This is a genomic window from Ensifer sp. CCNWLY38, assembly GCF_037120565.1.
GTDB classification, from domain to species: Bacteria; Pseudomonadota; Alphaproteobacteria; order Rhizobiales; family Rhizobiaceae; genus Ensifer; species Ensifer adhaerens_H.
The window spans coordinates 410055-430623 of sequence record NZ_JBBBBO010000002.1 but is presented as its reverse complement, the minus strand read 5'-3'; the positions used below and the strand labels follow the sequence as shown (position 1 = coordinate 430623).

Here is a 20569-nt window from a genome sequence, read left to right as displayed (position 1 = left end):
GCCGAGGTGCTGGACCGCCGTTGCCATCGGCGCGAAAGTGTGAACTGTGGCGACTTCAATCGAATCGGCGGCATTTCATCGGGAAACCCGCCAACAGGACGCAATTTTCCATGGAACGACCGCAGCTCCCCCCGGGCCTCCCCGCAGATATCGAAGTGAAGAAGGCCGAGGCGCGTGCGTGGTTCGAAGGGCTGCGCGACACCATCTGCGCCGCCTTTGAAGGCATCGAGGATGAACTGACCGGTCCCCTCTCCGATCGCGCGCCCGGGCGTTTCGTCGCCAAGGATTGGAGCCGCGACGATGGCAAGGGCGGCGGTGGCCGCATGTCGATGATGGAAGGCCGCGTCTTCGAAAAGGTGGGCGTCCACACGTCGACGGTCTATGGTGAATTCTCGCCTGAATTCCGCAGCCAAATTCCGGGTGCGGCCGAGGATCCGCGCTTCTGGGCCTCCGGCATTTCGTTGATTGCCCACCCTGTGAACCCCAACGTGCCGGCCGTGCATATGAATACCCGCATGGTGGTGACGACGAGCAACTGGTTCGGCGGCGGTGCAGACCTCACGCCGGTGCTCGACCGCCGCCGCGTCATGACCGATGCGGACACGCAGCTGTTCCATCGCGCCATGGAAATTACCTGCAGCCGCCATACGGTCGCCGACCACGCCAAATTCAAGAAGTGGTGCGACGACTACTTCTTCCTGCCGCACCGCAACGAGCCGCGTGGCACCGGCGGCATCTTCTACGACTGGCTGCACTCGCCGGAAGAACAAGGTGGCTGGGATGCGGACTTCGCCTTCACCCGCGACGTGGGCAAGGCCTTTGCCCTCGTCTACCCGAAGATCGTCCGCACCAACTTCAACCTGCCCTGGACCGAGGAAGACCGGGACGAGCAGCTCGTACGGCGCGGTCGCTATGTCGAGTTCAACCTGCTCTACGACCGCGGCACCATTTTCGGCCTGAAGACCGGCGGCAACGTCGAGTCGATCCTGTCGTCGCTGCCCCCGGTGGTGCGCTGGCCATAGGGCACGGAGAGAGAGCGTTTCGCCAGGCACGTGCGCTCTCGCCACCTCAACTGCAGATCCGCACCTTTTTCAGAATGACTCTGCCATAGGCGCCGTAGGTCTTGACGGTTTTGACGACACAGCTCTGCCTGTAGCCATAGCTGTAGTTCCCGGCCTGGGCCGGTGTGGCTGACGCATGTGCCATCGCTATCGCCAGAGCCATGGCGAAAAAAGAGCCGCGCATCGATATCCCCTGCATGCTGATCGTGACCGCGACAGATCCCGTCGCTTGAGGAGACACATGGCACGACTGAGGATTTCCCGCTGTTTCGAATGAAACAGGCGAACAAAGCGTGGCACCCGACGTTTCCCCTGCATCGAGCGAGGTGGATGCGATGATTTTCAAGAAGCGAACATTCTACGGCGATGAGCCGGAGCGGCAGGCCACGGATCACCCGGCCGAACTCGAGCGCCGCGTTGCCCATTTTCTGGCGGTGGCGCCCGGCCTCGATGCCGCCGATCTCACGGTGACTGCCAAGGGCAGCACGATCATCCTTGCCGGCTTCGTCGCGACCGCGGCCGAAGTTGCCCGCGCCGAAGAGGCGGCAAGGCACATGCAAGGCGTCGCGGAAGTGATCAACCGGATCGAAATAGCCGGCATAGAATAGAACGCGTCAGATAGAGCCCAGCGTCCAGCTCACGATTTCGGCGGTAACGCTGGCAAAGGCCTGGTCCATCGCCTTGATGAAGGCCGGGTTGCCCGCACCCTTCACGCTGGCCGTGGCGCGAAACGCCTTTTGCACCCGCACCGTGCCATTGCGGTCGTTGAGGATTTTCGCGAAGATTTCGACAACGGCCGTATCTGCACCTTCCGTCGAGATCTCGAAGGCGCGGATTTCGGTGATGAGCTGGTAGTCGATCGCAAGGCCCTGGCCCGGCTTGCCGACGCCGCCGATCTTGCCGGTGTCTTCGAAGGCCTCCACGAGCTTCGATTGCACCAGCTTCGGCAGGCGGTCGCTCCATTGTGCCTTGGAGAGAAATTGCAGCTCGGAACCGGACAGGCGGATGACGACCTGGTCGCTGTCGAGCGCCTTCAGCGCCGTCGGCTCCGGCACGAGGATCTGCTTGCCGGTCGATGCCCGTCCTTCAACGACAGGTGAAGCCGAAAGGCTGAAGGTGTCGTTGACGGCCTTCGTACCGCAGCCGGCAAGTGCGGCTGCCAACATGAAAATCAGGGCGGAGCGCCGCGCTCCCGCTACTCGCATACCAACCAGCCCCGGAAAATTCATACTGCCAATACCCTTGTCCCACACCTTGGCGCGCCCGTGATCGAAAGCACACCGCTTGGCCCCACGCCGGTCCTGCCGCCCCGACTCAGCGCCGTGTGCGACCATCATATTGTTTTACTGTTTCGCCGCCAAAGAGAAGACGCTGCGGGTTCTTGTCGAAGGTGGAGATGGTGTTCTCCAGGCTCTGGACCGTACGCCGCGTATCGGTGACGAGCGCTTCGACGTCGCGCAGGCCCGAGCCCGAGAAGCGCCTGAGGTTGTCGGCGATCGGGCCGATCTGCGCATTAAGATTATCGGCCATCTTGCGGAATGACGCGAGCGTCGCGCGGGCGTCAGCCGAAAGCGAAGGCGCATCCGCATCACCTAGGAAACCATCGACCTTGACGAGAATGCTGTCGACCCGGTTGGCAGAGGCGTTCAACTTGCTCGCCAATTGGGTGACATCGGTGATCGTACGGTCGATATCCTGCTGCCGCGCCGTGATCTTTTCGGCAAAGGCGGAAATGTTGGCGACCGTCTTCCGGGCGTCGGCGGTCGCTGCTGTGATGTCGTTGACGACGAGCTCGACCTTCTCCTTGTCCACCGAGGCCACCAGCGTATCGACCCGCTCCAGCGTCTTCTGGGCGTTCTTGCCGAACTGGTCATAGGTCTCGACCGTTCGACGGAGCGCAGCAAGCGTCTCCGTCACTCCGCCCGAAGCCGCCTTCAGGTCGTTGCTGATCTGCTCGACGTTCGAAACGATGTGGTCGATCTTCTTCGGATCCACCGACCTCACCAGGGTCTCGGCAGCCTCGAGCGTCGAATCGAGTTTCTTGGAGGCTGCGCTGACCGAACCGGAAAGCTCCGTCACGCTCCTGAGGAAATCGTCGATCGCGCCGGAATTGTTGGCGAGCGCCGTGGAGAACGTCTCTGCATTGCGGATGGTCTGGGTCAACGGACCGCGCACGTCGGTCACGAAACCCTGGATGTCGGTGATCGCGTCGTTGGCCCGGTCCATGATCGCGTCCGCCGTGGCGAGCAGGCTGGTGACGCTCGACTGGTCGGCGAGAATGCGCGCCTGCGTGCCCTTCTCGATCGCCGACTTCAGGATGTTCTCGTCGCCCTTGCGCCCGCCGCTGAGCTCGATATAGGCGGCGCCCGTCAAGCCCTGCACTTCCAGCGTCGCCTTGGTCGATTTCAGCACCGGCGCATCGATCGAAACCTCGGTGACGGCAATCGAATAGCGCGGATCATTGGCGTCGATCGCAAGATTGCGCACCGTGCCGACGGGGATACCGTTGAAGCGTACCGGCGAACCAACGGAAAGACCGTTGGCGGAACCCGGAATATTGACCACCAGCTCGACCATCTCGCCGCTGCGGCCATATTGCGACATCCAGTAGACGAAGCCGAATGCGGCCGCGATCACGAACACCGTGAAGAAACCGACAATGGCGTAATTCGCTTTCGTTTCCATTCGTACCGACTACCTTCGTGGCCGCTTCACCGGCTCTTGCTCCGATCTCGACACGTGAGCGTCAAAACCGCCTTCTCGAAATCATTGATCGTTCCGCACGATCGAACGCGCCCGCTTGCCCCTGAAGTAGGACTGCACCCAGGGGTCGTCGCAGGCCAGCATGTCCTCCACGGTCCCTTCGACCAGAACCTTCTTCTTGCCGAGAACCGCGATGCGGTCACAGACGGAAAACAGGCTGTCGAGGTCGTGAGTCACCATATACACGGTCAATCCCAGCGTGTCGCGCAGCTTGGCAATCAACTCGTCGAACTCGGCAGCCCCGATCGGGTCGAGGCCCGAGGTCGGCTCGTCGAGGAAGACCAGGTCGGGATCGAGCGCCAATGCGCGTGCGAGAGCCGCGCGCTTGATCATGCCACCCGAAAGCTCCGACGGGTATTTTTCCGCCGCTTCTGGCGCCAGGCCAACCAGCTCGATCTTCACCCGTGCCAGTTCGTCCATCAGGCTCTGCGGCAGGTCGAGATATTCCCGCATCGGCACCTGGATGTTCTCGCGCACCGTCAGCGCCGAAAAGAGCGCGCCATGCTGGAAGAGAACGCCGAGGCGCATATCGAGCGCGATGCGCTCGGCTTCGGTGATCTTGTCGTAGTCCGCGCCGAGGATCTCGATCTTGCCGGAACGCTTCGCCAGCAACCTCAGCACGGTGCGCATCAGCACCGACTTGCCCGTGCCGGAAGCGCCGACGAAACCAAGGATCTCGCCGCGGTAGATTTCGAGGTTCAGTTTGTCGAGCACGATGTTGGAGCCGAAGCCCACCGTCAGGTCACGGACGGAAAGGACGGACTCCCGCCCGTTCGCCTCGGTCGGCTGGTACGCATCGTGCCGTTTTTCCAATGGGTTCACGCTGTTCTCCACCTCAAAAATCGATTGACGCGTAGAACATGGCGAAGAGCCCGTCGATGAGGATCACGACGAAGATCGACTTGACCACCGAGGACGTCACGTGACGGCCAAGCGATTCCGCGCTGCCGCCGACCTTCAACCCCTCGACGGCCGCCACGACCCCGATAATCAGCGCCATGAACGGCGCCTTGATCATGCCGGCGGCGACGGACGAGAAATCGACCGCTTCCTGCAGACGGGCAAGGAAGGTCGGGATCGTGATGCCGGAATAGCCCCAGGCAACCAGGGCGGCACCGGTCAAGGCCGCGAAGTTCGCAATGATCGTCAGCAGCGGTAGAGCAACGGTGAGCGCGACGAGGCGCGGAAAGACGAGAACGCCGATCGGGCTCAATCCCATCACCTTCAGCGCGTCCACTTCCTCGCGCATCTTCATCGAGCCGATTTCGGCGGTAATGGCACTGCCGGAACGGCCGGCGATCATGATCGCCGTCAGGAGAACGCCGATTTCACGCAACTGCAGGATGCCGACGAGATCGACGACGAAGACTTCCGCGCCGAAGTAACGGAGCTGGAACGCGCCCTGCTGCGCAATGATCGCACCGATCAGGAAAGACATCAGCATGATGATCGGCACTGCCATCACGCCCATCCGGTCGATCTGATGAACGATCGCCGCCGGCGACACGCCGCTGTGCCGTCCAAGCTTGAGCTGGGCGCCGCGCACCGCAGAGCCAAGAATGTACATGGCAGCGATGATATCGTCCCAGGTCGCGATCACAACCTCGCCGACCGGTGCGAATATGCGCTGGAACAGCGGCACCCGCTCCTTGCCTTCATCGGGCGAACGCAGTTCTGCCGGCAAGGCGTCGATCAGCTCGACATAGCGCTGCCCGCCGTCGGCGAAGTGAACGTCATCTCTGGACGGCCCGACGACACGGGTCACGAAGCGGCGGATGATCCAGGCCCCAGCCGTATCCATCGCGGTCACGCCGGAAAGGTCGAACTGAGCGGCGCTGTCACCCTTGCGGGCGAGCTGGTCCAGCTTCGCCGCCATCGCCTCGGCTGTTTCATGCCGCCAGGCACCGGTGAAGACATAGCTTCGCTCGCCACCACTTTCGGCCAGCGCGACATCAGCGGTCATCTTGCGGGCAGGTTGCGACACGTGGCTTCTGTTTTCCCGATTTTCTACTGCATAATTCGCGAGATCGGGGTCGGTCTCAGGACAAATTTATGCAGCGGACCTAAAGTGTTACAGCGCGCTTTGCGCATCTGGACGCGCGCCGCCGTAAAGATTCGTAAATCCTTACACCGTCATAACCGCTCGTATCGTTGCTGTCACCCGAACCTTCGACCGGTGGCGATACCAGCCCTTCAGAATGCAGGCTCGGAGACGTTTTCATGTCACTTTCTCTCGATGCAGCGGTGGAACATTTCCCGATCGCGGGCACCTTCACGATCTCGCGCGGCTCCAAGACGACGGCCAGCGTCGTTACCTGCCGAATCAGCGACGGCACCCACACCGGTTCCGGTGAGTGCGTGCCCTACGGCCGCTACGGTGAAACGATCGATTCAGTGTTGGCCGAGATCGCTTCCATTCGCCCGCGCATCGAGGCTGGCCTGACCCGTGTCGAACTGCAGCGCCAGATGAAACCGGGCGCCGCACGAAATGCCGTCGATTGTGCACTGTGGGACCTGGAGGCCAAACAGAAAAATAAGCCAGTTCATGCGCTTGCGGGCATAGCCTCACCCGACGCACTGACCACCGCCTACACATTGTCGCTCGCCGAGCCAGAGGCCATGCGCGAACAGGCGACGAAATATGCCCACCGCGCACTCCTCAAGATCAAGGTCGGCACACCGGACGATGCCGCGCGTATCCGCGCCGTTAGGGCCGGCGCGCCTGACAGCCGCATCATCCTCGATGCCAATGAGGGTTGGACGCCCGAAACCCTCGCCTATCACTTCGCAATCTGCGCCGAGGAACGGATCGACCTGATCGAGCAACCGCTCCCCGCCGGGCGCGACGAGGCGCTGGCGACGATTGCCCGCCCCGTACCCATTTGTGCGGATGAAAGCGTGCACGCGACCGAGGACCTCGCCGCGCTGGTCGGCCGCTATGACGCGGTCAACATCAAGCTCGACAAGACCGGCGGCCTCACCGAAGCGCTACGCATGCGAGATGAGGCCGTGAGCCTTGGCCTCAAGATCATGGTCGGCTGCATGGTCGGCAGTTCGCTGGCGATGGCGCCGGCGATCCTGGTGGCCCAGGGCGCCGATTTCGTCGATCTCGACGGGCCACTGCTGCTCGCCGAGGACCGCAAACCGGGCCTGCGCTACGAGGCGTCGCTGGTCTTCCCGCCGGAGCCGCGCCTCTGGGGCTGAAGATACCAGGCGGCAATCGCGAAGCAGCAGCCGGCAAAGGCGACGACCGACATCGAATAGAACCCCTTCACACCGTACCAGGCGTAAAAGTAGCCGGACAGGAACGTGAAGATCGCGGTGAAAATGCCAGTGTAGAAGAAATAGAGCCCCTGGGCCGACGCTTCCTGGGCTTCCACCACCCGCTCGACGAGCTTGTGCTGCATGCCGGTGTGCATGATCGCGTAGGTGAAGGCGTGGAAGCACTGCAGGATGAAGTAGCCGCTGAAACCGAGATCCATCGGGAAGATGATCCAGCGCACCACGGCGAGAAAACAGCCCGACAGGATCATCACCCACACGCTGAAGCGGCGGCTGATCGCCTTGGCGAAGATGAACATCGTGACTTCCGCCGCCACGCCTGCGCTCCAAAGCAGCCCGATCTCAGTGCCGCTATAGCCGATGTGCTGCCAGTAGATCGCCGAGAAGGCAAAAAGCATCGCGTGGCTGGCATTGACCAGCGTCACCCCGATCAGGAGCAGTTGCAGGTCGAGCTGCTTGAGCGACTTCGGCGGCGGCTCGGTGAGTGCAGTGATCGGCGATGGCCGGCGCGGCTTTCCGACGCGCGGCGCCGCATAGGCCATGGCAATTGTCAGGCCGAAACCGATCGCCATCGCCGGCAGCACCATGTCGCTGCCGAATATGCCGACCATCCAGCCGCCGAGCATTGTCGCACCGATGAAGGCGACCGAGCCCCAGAGCCGCATATGGGCGTAGTCGAAGCCCCAGCGGCGCACGCCGGAAAGCGCGATTGCCTCGACGATCGGCACATAGGGCGAATAGACCGCCGATTGCAGCGTGTAGATGACCAGCACCGGCCAGAAGTCGCGGAAATAGAACAACACCAGGGCGGTTGCGAGCGACAGGAAACCGGACCAGATCAGCACGATCGTCCGCTCGCCGAGGCGGTCGGCGATGACGCCCGCGATCGGCGCGGTGATGACGCGCACGAACATCGGCAGCGCCAGCACGACGCCGATCTCGAAGTCGCTCATCGAGAGCGTGCTGAGCCACATCGGAAAATACGGCATCGCGAAGCCGTTGACGATCAACGGCGCGCAAAAGAGCAAGGCGATGCGAAGCGCGAAATGGCGCGGCGGAGGGCCCACGGATGCGGGCGCTGAGGAGGGAATCATCGGCTGACCTGATGGCTGTGGTCAATCTCTAGCACAGCCCTGGCATGCCTCGCCATAACCTAGTTTTCGCGACAGGAGGTGACCTGTCGCTCTCCGGTTACGCGGCGCGCTGGGTCAGCAATTGGGCAAGCAGCTTGTCGGCTTCACCAGAGGCTTCGCTCTCGAGGGCGCCACCGCGCATCTGATGCCAGGTGATGAGTTCCATCGTGCCATCGTGATGCTCGGCAATCGCCGTGCAGCTTTCCACCCAGTCACCGGTATTGATGTAGCGGATATCGCCGATGTCCTCGATGACGGCATGGTGGATGTGGCCGCAGATCACCCCTTGAGCGTCGTGGCGGCGGGCTTCCTCGGCAACCACCTTCTGGAACTCGCCAATGAAGTTGACGGCATGCTTCACCTGGAGCTTGGCCCAGGAGGAGAACGACCAATAGGGCATGCCGAGGCGGCGGCGGATAGCGGCCAAGCCGATATTGATGGCGATCGCCGTGTCATAGGCCCAGTCGCCGAGATAGGCGAGCACACGGGCATTGCGGACCACGACGTCGAACTCGTCACCGTGCAGCACCAGATAGTTACGGCCGTCGGCACCCTCGTGCATGTAGCGCTGCGCCACCTCGATGCCGCCGAAATGCACGCCTGGAAAATCGCGCAGGAACTCGTCGTGATTGCCGGGGATATAGACGATGCGGGTGCCCTTGCGGGCCTTGCGCAGAAGCTTCTGGACGACGTCGTTGCAGTTCTGCGGCCAGTACCAGCTGCGCTTCAGCCGCCAGCCGTCGACGATGTCGCCGACCAGCACGATCGTCTCGGCTTCGTGATGCCGCAGGAAATCGAGCAGGAAGTCCGTCTTGGCGGCCTTCGACCCGAGATGGACGTCGGAGATGAACAACGTCCTGAGCTTTCGTACGGAGTTGTCTTGCTGCGCCGTCATGCCAGCCTCGTCTTTAGTTACGCTTCCTGCCCCCGTGAAAACCAGACTCGTGTTTCAGGAAGATGACATGAGCGCCTTGCCACCGGTCTGACCGCCGAAATCGGCACGGCAAAACTGTACCTCGCTCCGAATTCATGCCAAAAGGCACGACCACGAATGAGGAATGTGAGAGCATGAACACGGGCGACAAGACGAAATCCCACATCGGTCCGGCCAGCGGCGACATCGACCAGCAGGCCCTTTTCTTCCACCGTTACCCGCGCCCGGGAAAGCTCGAAATCCAGCCCACCAAGCCGCTCGGCAACCAGCGTGACCTGGCGCTGGCCTATTCGCCGGGTGTGGCAGCACCCTGCATCGCCATCCGCGACAACCCGGAAACGGCTGCGGATTTCACCGCTCGCGCCAACCTGGTCGCCGTCATCTCGAACGGCACGGCCGTGCTCGGCCTCGGCAATATCGGCCCGCTCGCCTCTAAGCCGGTGATGGAAGGCAAGGCGGTTCTCTTCAAAAAGTTCGCCGGCATCGACGTCTTCGACATCGAGATCGACGCGTTGAGCATCGAGCGCATGGTCGACGTGATCTCGGCGCTGGAGCCCACCTTCGGCGGCATCAACCTCGAGGACATCAAGGCGCCCGAATGCTTCGAAGTGGAGCGCCAGCTGCGTGAAAAGATGCGGATCCCGGTCTTCCATGATGACCAGCACGGAACCGCGATCATCGTCGCCGCCGCCATCCTCAATGGCCTGGAGCTTGCCGGCAAGGACATCGCCAAGGCGAAGATCGTCACCTCGGGTGCCGGTGCCGCAGCACTCGCCTGCCTTAACCTGCTCGTCATCCTCGGCGCCAAGCGCGAGAACATCTGGGTGCACGATCTCGAGGGCCTGGTCTACAAGGGCCGCGAGGTGCTGATGGACGAATGGAAGTCCATCTACGCGCAGGAGAGCGATAACCGCGTGCTCGCCGACAGCATCGGCGGCGCAGACGTCTTCCTCGGCCTTTCCGCTGCCGGCGTGCTGAAGCCGGAACTGCTGGTGCAGATGGCCGAGAAGCCGCTGATCATGGCGCTTGCCAACCCCACGCCGGAAATCATGCCGGAAGCTGCCCGTGCCGCCCGTCCGGACGCGATGATCTGTACCGGCCGCTCGGACTTCCCGAACCAGGTCAACAACGTTCTCTGCTTCCCGCACATCTTCCGCGGCGCCCTCGATTGCGGCGCAAGCACGATCAACGAAGAAATGAAGATGGCGGCGGTCCGCGCCATTGCCGGCCTTGCCCGCGAGGAGCCGTCCGACGTTGCCGCCCGCGCCTATTCCGGCGAAACCCCGGTCTTCGGCCCCGACTACCTGATCCCCTCGCCCTTCGATCAGCGTCTCATCCTGCGCATCGCGCCGGCCGTCGCCAAGGCGGCTGAGGAAAGCGGCGTCGCCACCCGTCCGATCCAGGACTATGACGCCTATCTCGACAAGCTGAACCGCTTCGTATTCCGCTCGGGCTTCATCATGAAGCCGGTGTTTGCGGCCGCGAAGAACGCCCAGAAGAACCGCGTGATCTTTGCCGAAGGCGAAGACGAGCGCGTGCTGCGCGCCGCCCAGGTGCTGCTGGAAGAAAGCACGGCCCGGCCGATCCTGATTGGCCGCCCGCAGATCATCGAGACGCGCCTGCGCCGTTACGGCCTGCGCATCCGTCCGGATGTCGATTTCGAAGTGGTGAACCCCGAAGGCGATCCGCGCTACCGCGACTATGTCGAGGACTATTTCGCCCTCGTCGGCCGCCTCGGCGTCATCCCGGAAGCGGCCCGTACGATCGTGCGCACCAACACGACGGTGATCGGTGCGCTTGCGGTCAAGCGCGGCGAAGCCGATGCGCTCATCTGCGGCGTCGAAGGCCGGTACTCCAGGCACATGCGCGACGTCTCGCAGATCATCGGCAAGCGTGAAGGCGTGCTCGACTTCTCGGCTCTCAGCCTGCTGATCTCGCAGCGAGGCGCGACCTTCTTCACCGACACCTACGTCAGCTACTGCCCGAGCGCCGAGGAGATCGCGCAGACCACCGTCATGGCCGCGCAGGAAATCCGCCGCTTCGGCATCACGCCGCGTGCAGCGCTCGTCTCGCATTCGAACTTCGGTTCGCGCGATTCGGAAAGCGCCACCAAAATGCGCAAGGCGCTTCAGCTCGTGCGCGAACTCGCGCCTGACCTCGAAGTCGACGGTGAAATGCATGGCGATGCGGCGATCTCGGAAGCGCTGCGCCAACGCGTCATGCCGGACAGCAGCCTGCCGGGCGAAGCCAACCTCCTGGTCTTCCCCAATCTCGATGCCGCCAACATCACGCTCGGCGTCGTCAAGACCATGACCGACAGCCTGCATGTCGGTCCGATCCTGCTGGGTTCGGCGCTTCCCGCGCACATCCTTTCGCCTTCGGTCACATCGCGCGGCGTCGTCAACATGGCGGCCCTCGCGGTCGTCGAAGCCAGCCATCCGGGCTGAAATGATACCGCGGAGATCGCCTTCGATCTTCGCAGATATCAGGCGCCAGACCGGCGCCCCCAATGCCATATCCAGACGTCGCGCAATTGTTGAGCGCGACGGTCTATCGCCCGAGAATCACAGCGGAATCATCCTCTGTTGCCCGCTCGCGCGATCCGGTCGCAAGAACCGGCAATCGAAAATTGCAAAATTGGCATCACACACCAAACGGGTAAGTTTGCGCTGGACAAAAGGTGAACCTCTAACCATGCTGTGGCTTCGGACGAGATTCGGTGTTGTGGCATGACTGAGCAGCAGGCTGTCCTCGACATGCTGGAAATCCTGGAAGGCGGGGGCTGTGTCGAGCCCGCTCATTTCTTTACGCTGATGCGCCGCACGTTCCGCATTGCCCATCTCCTGTACCTCGAAGCTGAGCCCTATGCGGACGAGCTCAAGATCTGCCGCCTGCATCACACCTTCGGCGCCTATGCCGCCGAGATCTACCGTTCGCGCGGCCTTCACCGAATCGATCCGATCCTGAAGCTCGCGCTTGGCGGCGTGCGCCCGGTGGAATGGACGATGGCGCGACATCGGTTCCCGGAATGCGAGCCTTTGTTCCAGGCCGCGCAGGAAATCGGCATTTCCACCGAGGGCGTTGCCTTGCCGCTGCCATCGCCCGCAGGTCGGACGGCGCTGCTGGCAATCAACGTCAACATGCCGGCCGACGAATGGACGGCCTATCGGCGCCAACATCTGCGCGATTTCCAGCTCGCCGCGAATCTCTTCCATGCGGCCATGCTGGAACACGGCGCAATGGCCGGCGGCCTTTCGGCGCGTGACATGCGCCTCACCGGTCGCGAAACCGAGGTTTTGACCTGGGCCGCCGCCGGCAAGAGCTATTGGGAAATCGCCACTATCCTCGGCATTTCCGAACGCACCGTGCGCTTCTTCATGACCAATGCGAGGCGCAAGCTGAATGTCGTCTCCAACACGCAAGCCGTCGCCCAAGCCGTCCGCCATGCACTGATCCCCACCGTTTGACGCAGCTCGCGCCAAGGCCCTCCCAAAACCCCTCGAAATCTAGTGGGAAATATCGCTGATTTAAACTGTCACTACCGACAGTTACGCGACCGCCGCCAGCCTGACAGCATCCGCCCATCCCAAGACAAGGATGGAGAAAAAGATGATCAGGATCCTGAACGGAAAGACCCGAGCACAGCACCCGCGGGCCGTCGACGACATGTTCCGGCTGCGCAAGCGGGTCTTCCACGATTTCCTGAAATGGGACGTTCAGACGGACGGCGCATGGGAAATCGACAACTACGACACGGCGAACCCGCTCTATGTGCTGTCCTACGCTCCCGACGGCCGGCTGCGTGGCTCGCTGAGGCTGCTGCCGACGCTCGGCCCCAACATGCTGGACGATACGTTCCCGATCCTGCTCGGCGACAATCCGGAAATCCGCAGCGCTTCGGTTTGGGAATCCAGCCGCTTCTGCATCGAGCCCGAGATTTCGCAGGACCGCGCCTCCAATCAGGTGACGATCGCCGCCGCCGAGTTGATGTGCGGCGTCGGCGAACTCGGTCTCGCCTCCGGCATCAGCCACATCGTCACGGTCACCGACGTGTTCCTGGAGCGCATGTTCCGCCGCATGGGATGCCCGGGCGAGCGCATTGCCGAACCCCATCGCATCGGCTCGGTCTTCGCCGTTGCCGTCGCCTGGGAAGTGACTAACGACCTGCTTCAGCGCATGAAGGCCATTGCCGCCATCGAAGGCACCGTTCTCGAACGCCCGATGTCGCTCGAAACCGCCCGCGCCGCTTGAATGCCATCGCCGGCCGGAGCCGTTAACGCAAACCGCCGCTTGTCGTTGCACGATCACCGACAAGCTCTATGATGGAGGTGAAACAGGAATTGCCGCTGGCAGCCGCCCATATCAGAAGGCCGGCATCATGCGGCAGCAGGAAGAGACTTCGCCCGTGTTCCCGCGCTTGAAACACGTCGCTGTGGTGCTTGTGCCGCTGGCCCTGGTCGGTGCCGATCCTTCGCTGGCATCGACCGTGTGCGACCGGCTGAATACCCGGCTTGCGCAACTGCCCGACATGGTCGCCACCACTGCGGATGTCCGGGACTATGCCAGCGCCATCTCACGGCAGAATATCGAGTTGCGCCGGGCGAAAAACGACCGCCGCCGCGCGGGCTGCGGTGGCGGCAGCGTCGTCGTCTTCGATGGCGACGACCCCGACAGCTGCGGAGAGCTCGACAGCCTCATCGCCGAGATGGAAGACAATCTGCGCATGCTGAAGTCGGAGCGCGAGCAGATCGTCGCCGGCGGCAGCGAAGACAGCCGCCGCCGCATCCTTGCCGCGCTTGAAATCAACGGCTGCTACGGCGACCGCGAAGAATTCGCGAGCGTCGAGCCCGAAGAGCCCGAGACGCACCGCAACATCATTGCCGACCTGCCACCTGAGGACGCCTACGGGCCGATGCTCGGGCATGGCGAAGACGGTTATGCGCCGCAGGATGGCTATTACCGCGGAACGCTCAGGACCATGTGCGTGCGCACCTGCGACGGCGCCTTCTTCCCGATCTCCTCGGATGCGACGCCGGCCGACTTCCCGCGTGACGAACAGGCCTGCCGGGCGCGCTGCCCTGGCGCCGAGACAGAACTCTACTTCCACGACATCAACACGGAAGAAAGCGAACAGATGGTCTCGGCCGTGACCGGCCTGCCCTATACCGAAATGCCCAATGCGTTTGCCTATCGCACCCGCGGCGTCAGCAAGCCCGGCATGTGCGGCTGCCAGATACCGCAGACTGCTGCAACCTCATCGAAAACGACCGGCACCAAGATCGGCGACGATCAGTCGTCCATCGTCGTGATCGAAACCAAGAAACCGGCGGATACCACGACCGCCAAGGTGCCGGCCGAGGAGCGGCCCTACGACCCGTCCAAGAGCAAGGTGCGCGTCGTCGGCCCGACCTTCCTGCCGCAGGAAGAAACCTCGATCGACCTGAAGCACCCGAAGGGACCGGCCTATCAACCGGTCCAGAACTGATCCCGGCGCCGCCTTAAAGCGCGTCGCGATCGCTGCGCACTTTTGCGCGACGGGCTTTAGGAACTCTCGCTGCAGTTCCCCCAGCCTTCCTCGAACACCAGTTCTTCCAGCGGCAGGCGCTGCCGCCATCCTTTCACCGCCAGCTCGGGCTGCCGGTAAAGGCGATCGACATAGCCGAGGCAGAGCCAGGCGACGATCTCGATATGATCAGGAATGCCGAGGATCGCCTTGATCTCGGTCTCGTGGAAGATGCTGACCCAGCCGACGCCAACCCCTTCCGCGCGGGCCGCAAGCCACAGGTTCTGTACGGCGCAAACCGTCGAATAGACATCCATCTGCGGATTGTGCGTGCGCCCGAGAACGACGGCGCCGCCGCGCGTGCGGTCGCAGGTGACGCAGATGCTGAGCGGCGCCTTGCGAATGCCTTCAAGCTTCAGCGAGCGGTATTTGGCCTGCTGCTCTGCCTCGAACATCAAGGCGGCCTCATCATTGGCGCGGCGAAAGGCCTGCCAGACGCGCTCGCGCGTTTCTGCCCCCCGCACCAGCACGAAGTTCCAGGGCTGCATGAAGCCCACCGATGGCGCGCTGTGCGCCGCGGCGAGCAGGCGTTTCACCAGATCGTCGGGAAGAGGTTCGGCCAGGAATTCGTCGCGCACGTCGCGGCGTGTTTCGATGGCGCGGTAGACGGCCTCCCGCTCATCCGGCGAAAAGGCACCGGCAGCCGCAAGGCCGCCCTTCGGTTCAGTCAGCATCGTTTGATCCCCAACAATGCGAAAACCTCCCGCCGTCCGCGCGGGGTTCGGTCTATCTCGCCAGGCCGGTCTTCTGACTTCGGTTCAACCGGTCGCCTCACCTTCCCAGATCGATTGAAGATCCAGTGGCAAAACCTTGAATCAATTCAAGGCACTTCTTGAGGCAACCGTCCCCGTCACAGCGTTGGGCACGTTCCGGAATGACACCGGATTCCCGATTCTCCCGCTTGCGCAGGCACCTGACGGCGTCATAAGGGCACAGCCACTAGCGAAAGACAAGCGCCCGTCAGAGCGGGATGAGGAAAAAGTGCGCGCAGTTTTCCGCCCGCATTCCGCTCTAACTTCTAAGGACCGATCACGTTTATGATTTTGGGTCGCCCCGACCCAAAATCATTGTGATCTAGAGCGGCGCCACCGGATGCGGCGAACCGTCATAGCCGCCCCAGACCGACTGGTCGAAGCAGATCATCGATCCGGTCATCAGCCCGGATTCGGCGGAAGACAGGTAGGCGCAAGCGCGCGCCACCTCCGACGGATCGACGAGCCTGCCGAAGGGCTGGCTGGCGGCCGCCTTTTCGAGCCAATCCGCGGCAGCACCGTGAAACTCGCGCTGGATCCGGTCCTCGCCTTCGGAAGCCATCCAGCCGATGTTCAGGCCATTGACGCGGATGCGGTTGCGCAGAAGCGCATAGGCCGTGTTCTTGGTCAGCGTCTCCAGGGCCCCTTTCGACGAGCAATAGGCCGCGATAAAGGGTTGGCCGGCCATTGCCGACATCGAACCGATATTGACGATCGTGCCTTCGGTACGCTCACGCCGCATCACCTTCACCGACTCCTGCATCAGGAAAAACGGCGCCCGCACATTGATGGCGAACATGCGGTCGAAGAGTTCCGGTGTCGTGTCGAGGATCGTGCCGCGGTCGGTGATGGCCGCAGCGTTGATCAGCGCATCAACCCGGCCGAACTGCGCATCGCAGGCGGCAACGACCTTGCGGGCGTCGTCCACCTTTTCGAGATCGGCCTCGACATAGACCACTTTCGCGCCGCTGGCCTTGTCGATTTCCTCGGCCTTCGCCCGTCCCTTGGCGGCATTGCGCCCACAAATGACGATGCCCGCCGCACCGCGTTCGGCGAATAGGCCGGCGATCGTTGCGCCCAGGCCTTGCGTGCCGCCGGTGACGATGGCGATCTTGCCTTCCATTTGTCCGCTCATTGAAATTCCTCCCTCGGATGATCGTGTAAAACAGGTGCGGCCCCCGGGCAAAACGCTCCGGGAGCCTGTCGGATGTGCTGTCGGACCGTCAGCTCAGCTTGCGCTGCGCCTGCGCGTCGAGTGCGGCCTGAAAATCCTGCTCGCTTGTTCCCGCGGCAAGCGCCTCGCGCATCAGCTGCGCCTGGGTCTTCGGCGCCAACCCGCCGAGCGGTGGATCGCGGTCGAGATTGGTCGGGAAGGAATAGCCCTCGGCGCAGGACGCGATGGCATTGGCCGCTTCCGCCTCGGTCAGCTTGCCCTCCGCCAGCAATGTCTTCAAGGCCGGGTAGAGCGTCGCGCTCATCGTCAGCCGATCGACCGTTTCCATCGCCCGACCGAAGGCCGAGGACACCTGCAGCAAGTTCGCCACGCGGCGGATATCGGTGGAGCGGTTGTTGCCGGCGGCGTGGAAGAGCGCCGGATTGAAGAAGACGACATCGCCCTTTTCGAGCGGAAGCTGGACATGATGCTCGTTGAAATAGGCCCGGAATTCCGGCCGGTTGAGCGCCAGATAACCCGGCACATAGGTCTGGCTATAGGGCAGGAACAGGGTCGGCCCGCTTTCAAGCGGCATGTCGCAATGGGCGACCGCCCCTTGCAGGGTCAACACCGGCGAAAGCTTGTGAACATGGACAGGGTACTGCTCGATCACCGCAGCGGTCTGGAAGCCGAGATGGTAGTCCCGGTGGGCCGATTGTGCCGCGCCGCCCGGATTGACGCGGTTCACCTGCGCCGTCATCTGGTAATTCGGCCCGAGCCAAGCTTCGCTGACAAGCGCGATGATGGCATTGCCATAATAGGCCGCAAAATTTTCCGGCGCCTTCAGGCAGTGCTTTTCCAGCGAGTTCCAGATGCGATCGTTGGCGCCAGGCTTGGCGAAGTGGTCGCCGCCGCCGCTGTTGCTGCGGTGCTGTTCCTCGATGATCTCGTCGAAGACGGTGCTCGCGACATCCACCGCGGCGGTGTCGGCAAAGGCGCGCTTGAAGACCGCCACACCCGGGCCGGTCGCCAGCGCCTCACAGATTTCGGCAAGCGCCGCCCGCCGCGCCTCGGCATTGCCGCAGGCGGCAATCAGATCGGCGCTGTTGTAGATCAACACGTTCTGGTCGCAGCTTGAAGCATAGGGATAGTCGGCGAGGTTGGTCCGGCGCTCGACCTCCGCCCGGAACGCCTCGATATCGCAGGCCTCTTCGGTCAGCCAGACGCGCTCGATCCGCTGCCTCGCACTGTTGTCGGTCTTCATCGCGTTTCCTCCTCCGGAACATCTTGATGGGCACGACTATAGGCGGCGGCAAAACATGATATAGAGCAAGAATCCATCAAAAATCCATCAGGAGAGCAACGGCGATGGCCCATCCGTTTCTGGTCAAGGACATTGCCTTTCAGGCCGGCCTCAGCACCGCGACGGTCGATCGCGTGCTCAACGAGCGCCCGGGCGTTCGCCGCCAGACCATCGCCAGGGTTCGCGCGGCCATCGAGGAACTGGAGAAGCAGCAGGCGGGGCTCGACATTCAGGGCCGCAAATTCGCTATCGATATCGTCATGGAGGCGCCAGAGCGCTTTACCGATGCGGTACGGCGAGCCTTCGAAAGCGAAGCCATGACGCTGGCGCCGACGATCTTTCGTTGCCGTTTTCACTTCGCCGAGACCATGCGCCCGCAGGACATCGTGCAACTGCTCGACCGCATCCGCCTGCGCGGAACCGACGGGCTGGTATTGAAGGCACCGGATGTGCCCGAGATCGTTGGCGCCGTCGCACGCTTCGAGACGGGCGGCATCCCTGTCGTGACGCTGGTGACCGACCTGCCTCACTCCCAGCGCGCCGCCTACGCGGGCGCAGACAACCGGGCGGCCGGAGAAACGGCTGCCTATCTGATCGGCGAACGCTTTGCGGGTGCTGCGGCCACGGTCCTCGTGACGCTATCCAGCGGCCGCTTCCGCGGTGAGGAAGAGCGCGAAATCGGCTTTCGCCGCGTGCTGCGTCAGCACTATCAGACAATCCGGATCGTCGAGATCAGCGAGGGGCATGGTCGCGATAGCGAAACCGGCGCACTGGCAGACGCAGCGCTCGCCGCCAACCCCGACATCAACGCCGCCTATTCGATCGGCGGCGGCAACCGCTCGGTGCTGACAGCCTTCGATCGCCTCAACCGCAACTGCGCGCTCTACATCGCCCATGATCTCGACGAGGACAATCTGGCGCTGCTGCGCGCGCGGCGCATTCATTTCGTCCTGCATCACGACCTGAAGACCGACGCGCGCACGGCCTTCCGCACCGTCATGCTGCACGGCCGCGCGCCGTCCACCGCAGTCGGCCCTCAGCTTTCGGCCGTGGTGGTCATCACGCCCTATAACGTACCGGAGTAGGAAAATCGCTGGAACCGCTTGGCCGGTCGGGCGGCTGCTCGCTTGAGGTACCTGGTAACACCGTATCGTCAGCGGTCTCGACGCGGTTACGGCCACGTCGCTTGGCAAGATAGAGCGCCTCATCTGCCGCCAGCAGCAAGGCACGCGCGGTCAAACCATGGCGCGGCGCGAAGGCGATGCCGGCGCTGCCGCCGACGACCAGCAGTTGGCCGTTGAACGCAACCGGTGTCTGCGCATCGGCGACAAGACCAGTCGCAAGGCTCCGAGCGTCGGTCTCGCTGCAATCGCCGAGGATGATTGCAAACTCGTCGCCGCCGAGCCGTGCGACAGTACCCTTCGGGCCAGCGCGGTTGCGGAAGCGCTCGGCCATGGCGACAAGGACAGCGTCGCCTGCCGCATGACCATAGCGGTCGTTGACCGCCTTGAACGCGTCGAGGTCGGCATAGACGAGCGTGAACGGGTGCGTCTTCGCCCGCAGCAGCGCCGCCGCCAGCATGTCGTCGAAACCGCTGCGATTGAGCAGCCCCGTCAGCCGATCGTGCTTGGCGAGGTGCCGGTTGAGCGCCTCGCTCTGCTGCAAGGCGGCAAAGAGCGTCGAGAAGCGGAAGGCGACGAACGCCATCAGCAGGGCTGCGACGATCGCCATCACGATGACGCTCGGCAGCAGTTCGGCACGCACGAAACCACCAGGCGATTGCGGCATCCACGCCGCCACCAGACAGGACGCGTCGGAACAGCGGCCGACCGATGTGTAGACGCTGCCCTTCGGCCGCTCGGTCAATGGCACGAAAGCAAGACCCCGGACGCCCAAACGCGCCGCGATCTCTCGCGTCATCTTGGCCGTGACCGGTCGCACCGAAACCATGAGCACCGGCGCCCGGCGCTCCGCTGGAACGACCAGCGTTTCCGGGATAACCGCCTGCACCACCGCGACGCTCATGCGCCCGTCGATTTCGCGCAAGTCCACGGCGTGGATCCCGGGTACGGACGGCATCAGCGATTGCGGCTCAGGCGTCACGACATCCAGCGCGTAGGAGCCGTGGTTGTTTCTGAGCACGTTATCGTAACGGCGTTTGGCTTCGTCGAGCAGGTCATCGACCTCTTCGAGCGGGACACGAGCCGTCTCGCTCGGCACGGCAACACCGTCCTTCAACACAGTCGACGTATTGTGATCCACGTCCGTCATGATCAGCCAGGAGAAGCCGTAGTCTTCCCACAGCCAGCCCGACAGCTCGTCCGCAACGAATGCGTCGCTGACGTGCCCCTTGGCCAATTCTTCGTAGGTCTTGTCCCAGAAGGAAAGCTGCGCCTGAAACTGAACGACGGCATCCATCTGGTGGCGCAGTTCGTTTGCCACCAGCCGGCGCTCCGCCGAAAGGCCGAAGCGGTCCGCCTCGGCGACAGATCGATCCAGAACGAAAATGAGGCTCGCGATGATCAGAACTGCGACCAGCGCAGGCGGCATGGATCGCCCAAACCGTTCTGCTCCGCTTCGCCAGCCGCAAAGTCTTGTCCATGATGCGATCGCCCCCCTCGTCCG

The 20569-nt window shown here is 63.1% G+C and carries 19 protein-coding genes and 1 riboswitch; of the genes, 8 read left to right on the top strand and 11 right to left on the bottom strand.

Going from position 1 to position 20569, the window contains the following annotated elements; translation table 11 throughout:
• Positions 1 to 110: 110 nt before the first annotated feature.
• Positions 111 to 1022: an oxygen-dependent coproporphyrinogen oxidase gene (gene hemF, locus V7S54_RS06315; RefSeq protein ID WP_065373554.1), complete on the top strand. Its 912-nt coding sequence runs from the start codon at positions 111 to 113 to the stop codon at positions 1020 to 1022.
• Positions 1023 to 1068: 46 nt separating this feature from the next.
• Here hemF and V7S54_RS06310 read toward each other — a convergent pair whose 3' ends face one another.
• Positions 1069 to 1407: a hypothetical protein gene (locus V7S54_RS06310; RefSeq protein ID WP_141679339.1), complete on the bottom strand. Its 339-nt coding sequence runs from the start codon at positions 1405 to 1407 to the stop codon at positions 1069 to 1071.
• Here V7S54_RS06310 and V7S54_RS06305 point away from each other — a divergent pair.
• Complete coding sequence (locus V7S54_RS06305) at positions 1397 to 1669, top strand: BON domain-containing protein (RefSeq protein ID WP_065373552.1); 273 nt, start codon at positions 1397 to 1399, stop codon at positions 1667 to 1669. The two genes, V7S54_RS06310 and V7S54_RS06305, sit on opposite strands and share 11 nt — an antisense overlap.
• Before the next feature lie 6 nt (positions 1670 to 1675).
• Here the strand turns inward: V7S54_RS06305 and V7S54_RS06300 are convergent, their stop codons facing one another.
• The 4 genes from V7S54_RS06300 to V7S54_RS06285 all read right to left on the bottom strand — a co-directional run bounded on the left by V7S54_RS06300 (position 1676) and on the right by V7S54_RS06285 (position 5787).
• The gene (locus V7S54_RS06300; protein ID WP_065373551.1) at positions 1676 to 2290 is read right to left on the bottom strand and encodes an ABC-type transport auxiliary lipoprotein family protein; all 615 of its coding nucleotides are present in this window, start codon (positions 2288 to 2290) and stop codon (positions 1676 to 1678) included.
• Between the two features lie 85 nt (positions 2291 to 2375).
• Positions 2376 to 3746 carry an MlaD family protein gene (locus V7S54_RS06295; RefSeq protein ID WP_065373550.1) on the bottom strand — a complete coding sequence of 457 codons (1371 nt, stop codon included), beginning with the start codon at positions 3744 to 3746 and terminating at the stop codon, positions 2376 to 2378.
• 81 nt (positions 3747 to 3827) lie between these two features.
• Complete coding sequence (locus tag V7S54_RS06290) at positions 3828 to 4637, bottom strand: ABC transporter ATP-binding protein (protein ID WP_065373549.1); 810 nt, start codon at positions 4635 to 4637, stop codon at positions 3828 to 3830.
• A gap of 22 nt (positions 4638 to 4659) precedes the next feature.
• Entirely contained in the window at positions 4660 to 5787 is a 1128-nt protein-coding gene (locus V7S54_RS06285) for an ABC transporter permease (protein WP_065373548.1), read from the bottom strand.
• Between the two features lie 257 nt (positions 5788 to 6044).
• Between V7S54_RS06285 and dgcA the strand changes: the two genes are divergently transcribed.
• Positions 6045 to 7028, top strand: coding sequence for an N-acetyl-D-Glu racemase DgcA (dgcA, locus tag V7S54_RS06280; RefSeq protein WP_065373547.1), 984 nt, complete (start codon positions 6045 to 6047; stop codon positions 7026 to 7028).
• On the opposite strand, the gene V7S54_RS06275 is transcribed toward dgcA, so the two are convergent.
• Both V7S54_RS06275 and V7S54_RS06270 read right to left on the bottom strand, forming a co-directional pair.
• Positions 6980 to 8200 carry an MFS transporter gene (locus tag V7S54_RS06275; RefSeq protein WP_065373546.1) on the bottom strand — a complete coding sequence of 407 codons (1221 nt, stop codon included), beginning with the start codon at positions 8198 to 8200 and terminating at the stop codon, positions 6980 to 6982. The two genes, dgcA and V7S54_RS06275, sit on opposite strands and share 49 nt — an antisense overlap.
• Positions 8201 to 8297: 97 nt before the next feature.
• Positions 8298 to 9134, bottom strand: coding sequence for a UDP-2,3-diacylglucosamine diphosphatase (locus V7S54_RS06270; RefSeq protein WP_065373545.1), 837 nt, complete (start codon positions 9132 to 9134; stop codon positions 8298 to 8300).
• Positions 9135 to 9307: 173 nt separating this feature from the next.
• On the opposite strand from V7S54_RS06270, the gene V7S54_RS06265 reads away from it, so the two are divergent.
• From V7S54_RS06265 to V7S54_RS06250, 4 genes are all read left to right on the top strand, one after another.
• Positions 9308 to 11620, top strand: coding sequence for an NADP-dependent malic enzyme (locus V7S54_RS06265; protein WP_065373544.1), 2313 nt, complete (start codon positions 9308 to 9310; stop codon positions 11618 to 11620).
• A gap of 282 nt (positions 11621 to 11902) precedes the next feature.
• Positions 11903 to 12640 carry a helix-turn-helix transcriptional regulator gene (locus V7S54_RS06260; protein WP_057248881.1) on the top strand — a complete coding sequence of 246 codons (738 nt, stop codon included), beginning with the start codon at positions 11903 to 11905 and terminating at the stop codon, positions 12638 to 12640.
• Between the two features lie 142 nt (positions 12641 to 12782).
• A complete protein-coding gene (locus V7S54_RS06255; protein WP_058328281.1) occupies positions 12783 to 13424 on the top strand; it encodes an acyl-homoserine-lactone synthase in 642 nt (213 codons plus the stop codon).
• A 127-nt stretch (positions 13425 to 13551) separates the two neighbouring features.
• Complete coding sequence (locus V7S54_RS06250) at positions 13552 to 14658, top strand: DUF2865 domain-containing protein (protein ID WP_065373543.1); 1107 nt, start codon at positions 13552 to 13554, stop codon at positions 14656 to 14658.
• Between the two features lie 56 nt (positions 14659 to 14714).
• On the opposite strand, the gene bluB is transcribed toward V7S54_RS06250, so the two are convergent.
• The 3 genes from bluB to V7S54_RS06235 form a co-directional block, all read right to left on the bottom strand.
• Positions 14715 to 15410 carry a 5,6-dimethylbenzimidazole synthase gene (gene bluB, locus V7S54_RS06245; protein ID WP_065373542.1) on the bottom strand — a complete coding sequence of 232 codons (696 nt, stop codon included), beginning with the start codon at positions 15408 to 15410 and terminating at the stop codon, positions 14715 to 14717.
• Positions 15411 to 15456: 46 nt separating this feature from the next.
• A riboswitch (cobalamin riboswitch) is annotated at positions 15457 to 15668 on the bottom strand.
• A 142-nt stretch (positions 15669 to 15810) separates the two neighbouring features.
• Positions 15811 to 16623, bottom strand: a complete 813-nt coding sequence (locus V7S54_RS06240) for an SDR family oxidoreductase (protein ID WP_065373541.1) — start codon at positions 16621 to 16623, stop codon at positions 15811 to 15813.
• Positions 16624 to 16711: 88 nt separating this feature from the next.
• Positions 16712 to 17905, bottom strand: a complete 1194-nt coding sequence (locus V7S54_RS06235) for a phytanoyl-CoA dioxygenase family protein (protein WP_065373540.1) — start codon at positions 17903 to 17905, stop codon at positions 16712 to 16714.
• A 104-nt stretch (positions 17906 to 18009) separates the two neighbouring features.
• On the opposite strand from V7S54_RS06235, the gene V7S54_RS06230 reads away from it, so the two are divergent.
• Entirely contained in the window at positions 18010 to 19029 is a 1020-nt protein-coding gene (locus V7S54_RS06230) for a LacI family DNA-binding transcriptional regulator (RefSeq protein ID WP_065373539.1), read from the top strand.
• Here V7S54_RS06230 and V7S54_RS06225 read toward each other — a convergent pair.
• Positions 19004 to 20494 (bottom strand): sensor domain-containing diguanylate cyclase, encoded by a 1491-nt coding sequence (locus V7S54_RS06225; protein ID WP_336408400.1) that lies wholly within the window; start codon positions 20492 to 20494, stop codon positions 19004 to 19006. The two genes, V7S54_RS06230 and V7S54_RS06225, sit on opposite strands and share 26 nt — an antisense overlap.
• Positions 20495 to 20569: the final 75 nt, after the last annotated feature.

Coding starts and splice junctions, on each gene's coding strand:
- V7S54_RS06235 (WP_065373540.1), bottom strand. CDS start 17,905: ATGAAGACCGACAACAGTGCGAGGCAGCGGATCGAGCGCGTCTGGCTG.
- V7S54_RS06250 (WP_065373543.1), top strand. CDS start 13,552: ATGCGGCAGCAGGAAGAGACTTCGCCCGTGTTCCCGCGCTTGAAACAC.
- V7S54_RS06270 (WP_065373545.1), bottom strand. CDS start 9,134: ATGACGGCGCAGCAAGACAACTCCGTACGAAAGCTCAGGACGTTGTTC.
- V7S54_RS06230 (WP_065373539.1), top strand. CDS start 18,010: ATGGCCCATCCGTTTCTGGTCAAGGACATTGCCTTTCAGGCCGGCCTC.
- dgcA (WP_065373547.1), top strand. CDS start 6,045: ATGTCACTTTCTCTCGATGCAGCGGTGGAACATTTCCCGATCGCGGGC.
- V7S54_RS06255 (WP_058328281.1), top strand. CDS start 12,783: ATGATCAGGATCCTGAACGGAAAGACCCGAGCACAGCACCCGCGGGCC.
- V7S54_RS06275 (WP_065373546.1), bottom strand. CDS start 8,200: ATGATTCCCTCCTCAGCGCCCGCATCCGTGGGCCCTCCGCCGCGCCAT.
- V7S54_RS06265 (WP_065373544.1), top strand. CDS start 9,308: ATGAACACGGGCGACAAGACGAAATCCCACATCGGTCCGGCCAGCGGC.
- hemF (WP_065373554.1), top strand. CDS start 111: ATGGAACGACCGCAGCTCCCCCCGGGCCTCCCCGCAGATATCGAAGTG.
- V7S54_RS06305 (WP_065373552.1), top strand. CDS start 1,397: ATGATTTTCAAGAAGCGAACATTCTACGGCGATGAGCCGGAGCGGCAG.
- V7S54_RS06240 (WP_065373541.1), bottom strand. CDS start 16,623: ATGAGCGGACAAATGGAAGGCAAGATCGCCATCGTCACCGGCGGCACG.
- V7S54_RS06260 (WP_057248881.1), top strand. CDS start 11,903: ATGACTGAGCAGCAGGCTGTCCTCGACATGCTGGAAATCCTGGAAGGC.
- V7S54_RS06285 (WP_065373548.1), bottom strand. CDS start 5,787: ATGACCGCTGATGTCGCGCTGGCCGAAAGTGGTGGCGAGCGAAGCTAT.
- bluB (WP_065373542.1), bottom strand. CDS start 15,410: ATGCTGACTGAACCGAAGGGCGGCCTTGCGGCTGCCGGTGCCTTTTCG.
- V7S54_RS06295 (WP_065373550.1), bottom strand. CDS start 3,746: ATGGAAACGAAAGCGAATTACGCCATTGTCGGTTTCTTCACGGTGTTC.
- V7S54_RS06225 (WP_336408400.1), bottom strand. CDS start 20,494: ATGCCGCCTGCGCTGGTCGCAGTTCTGATCATCGCGAGCCTCATTTTC.
- V7S54_RS06300 (WP_065373551.1), bottom strand. CDS start 2,290: ATGAATTTTCCGGGGCTGGTTGGTATGCGAGTAGCGGGAGCGCGGCGC.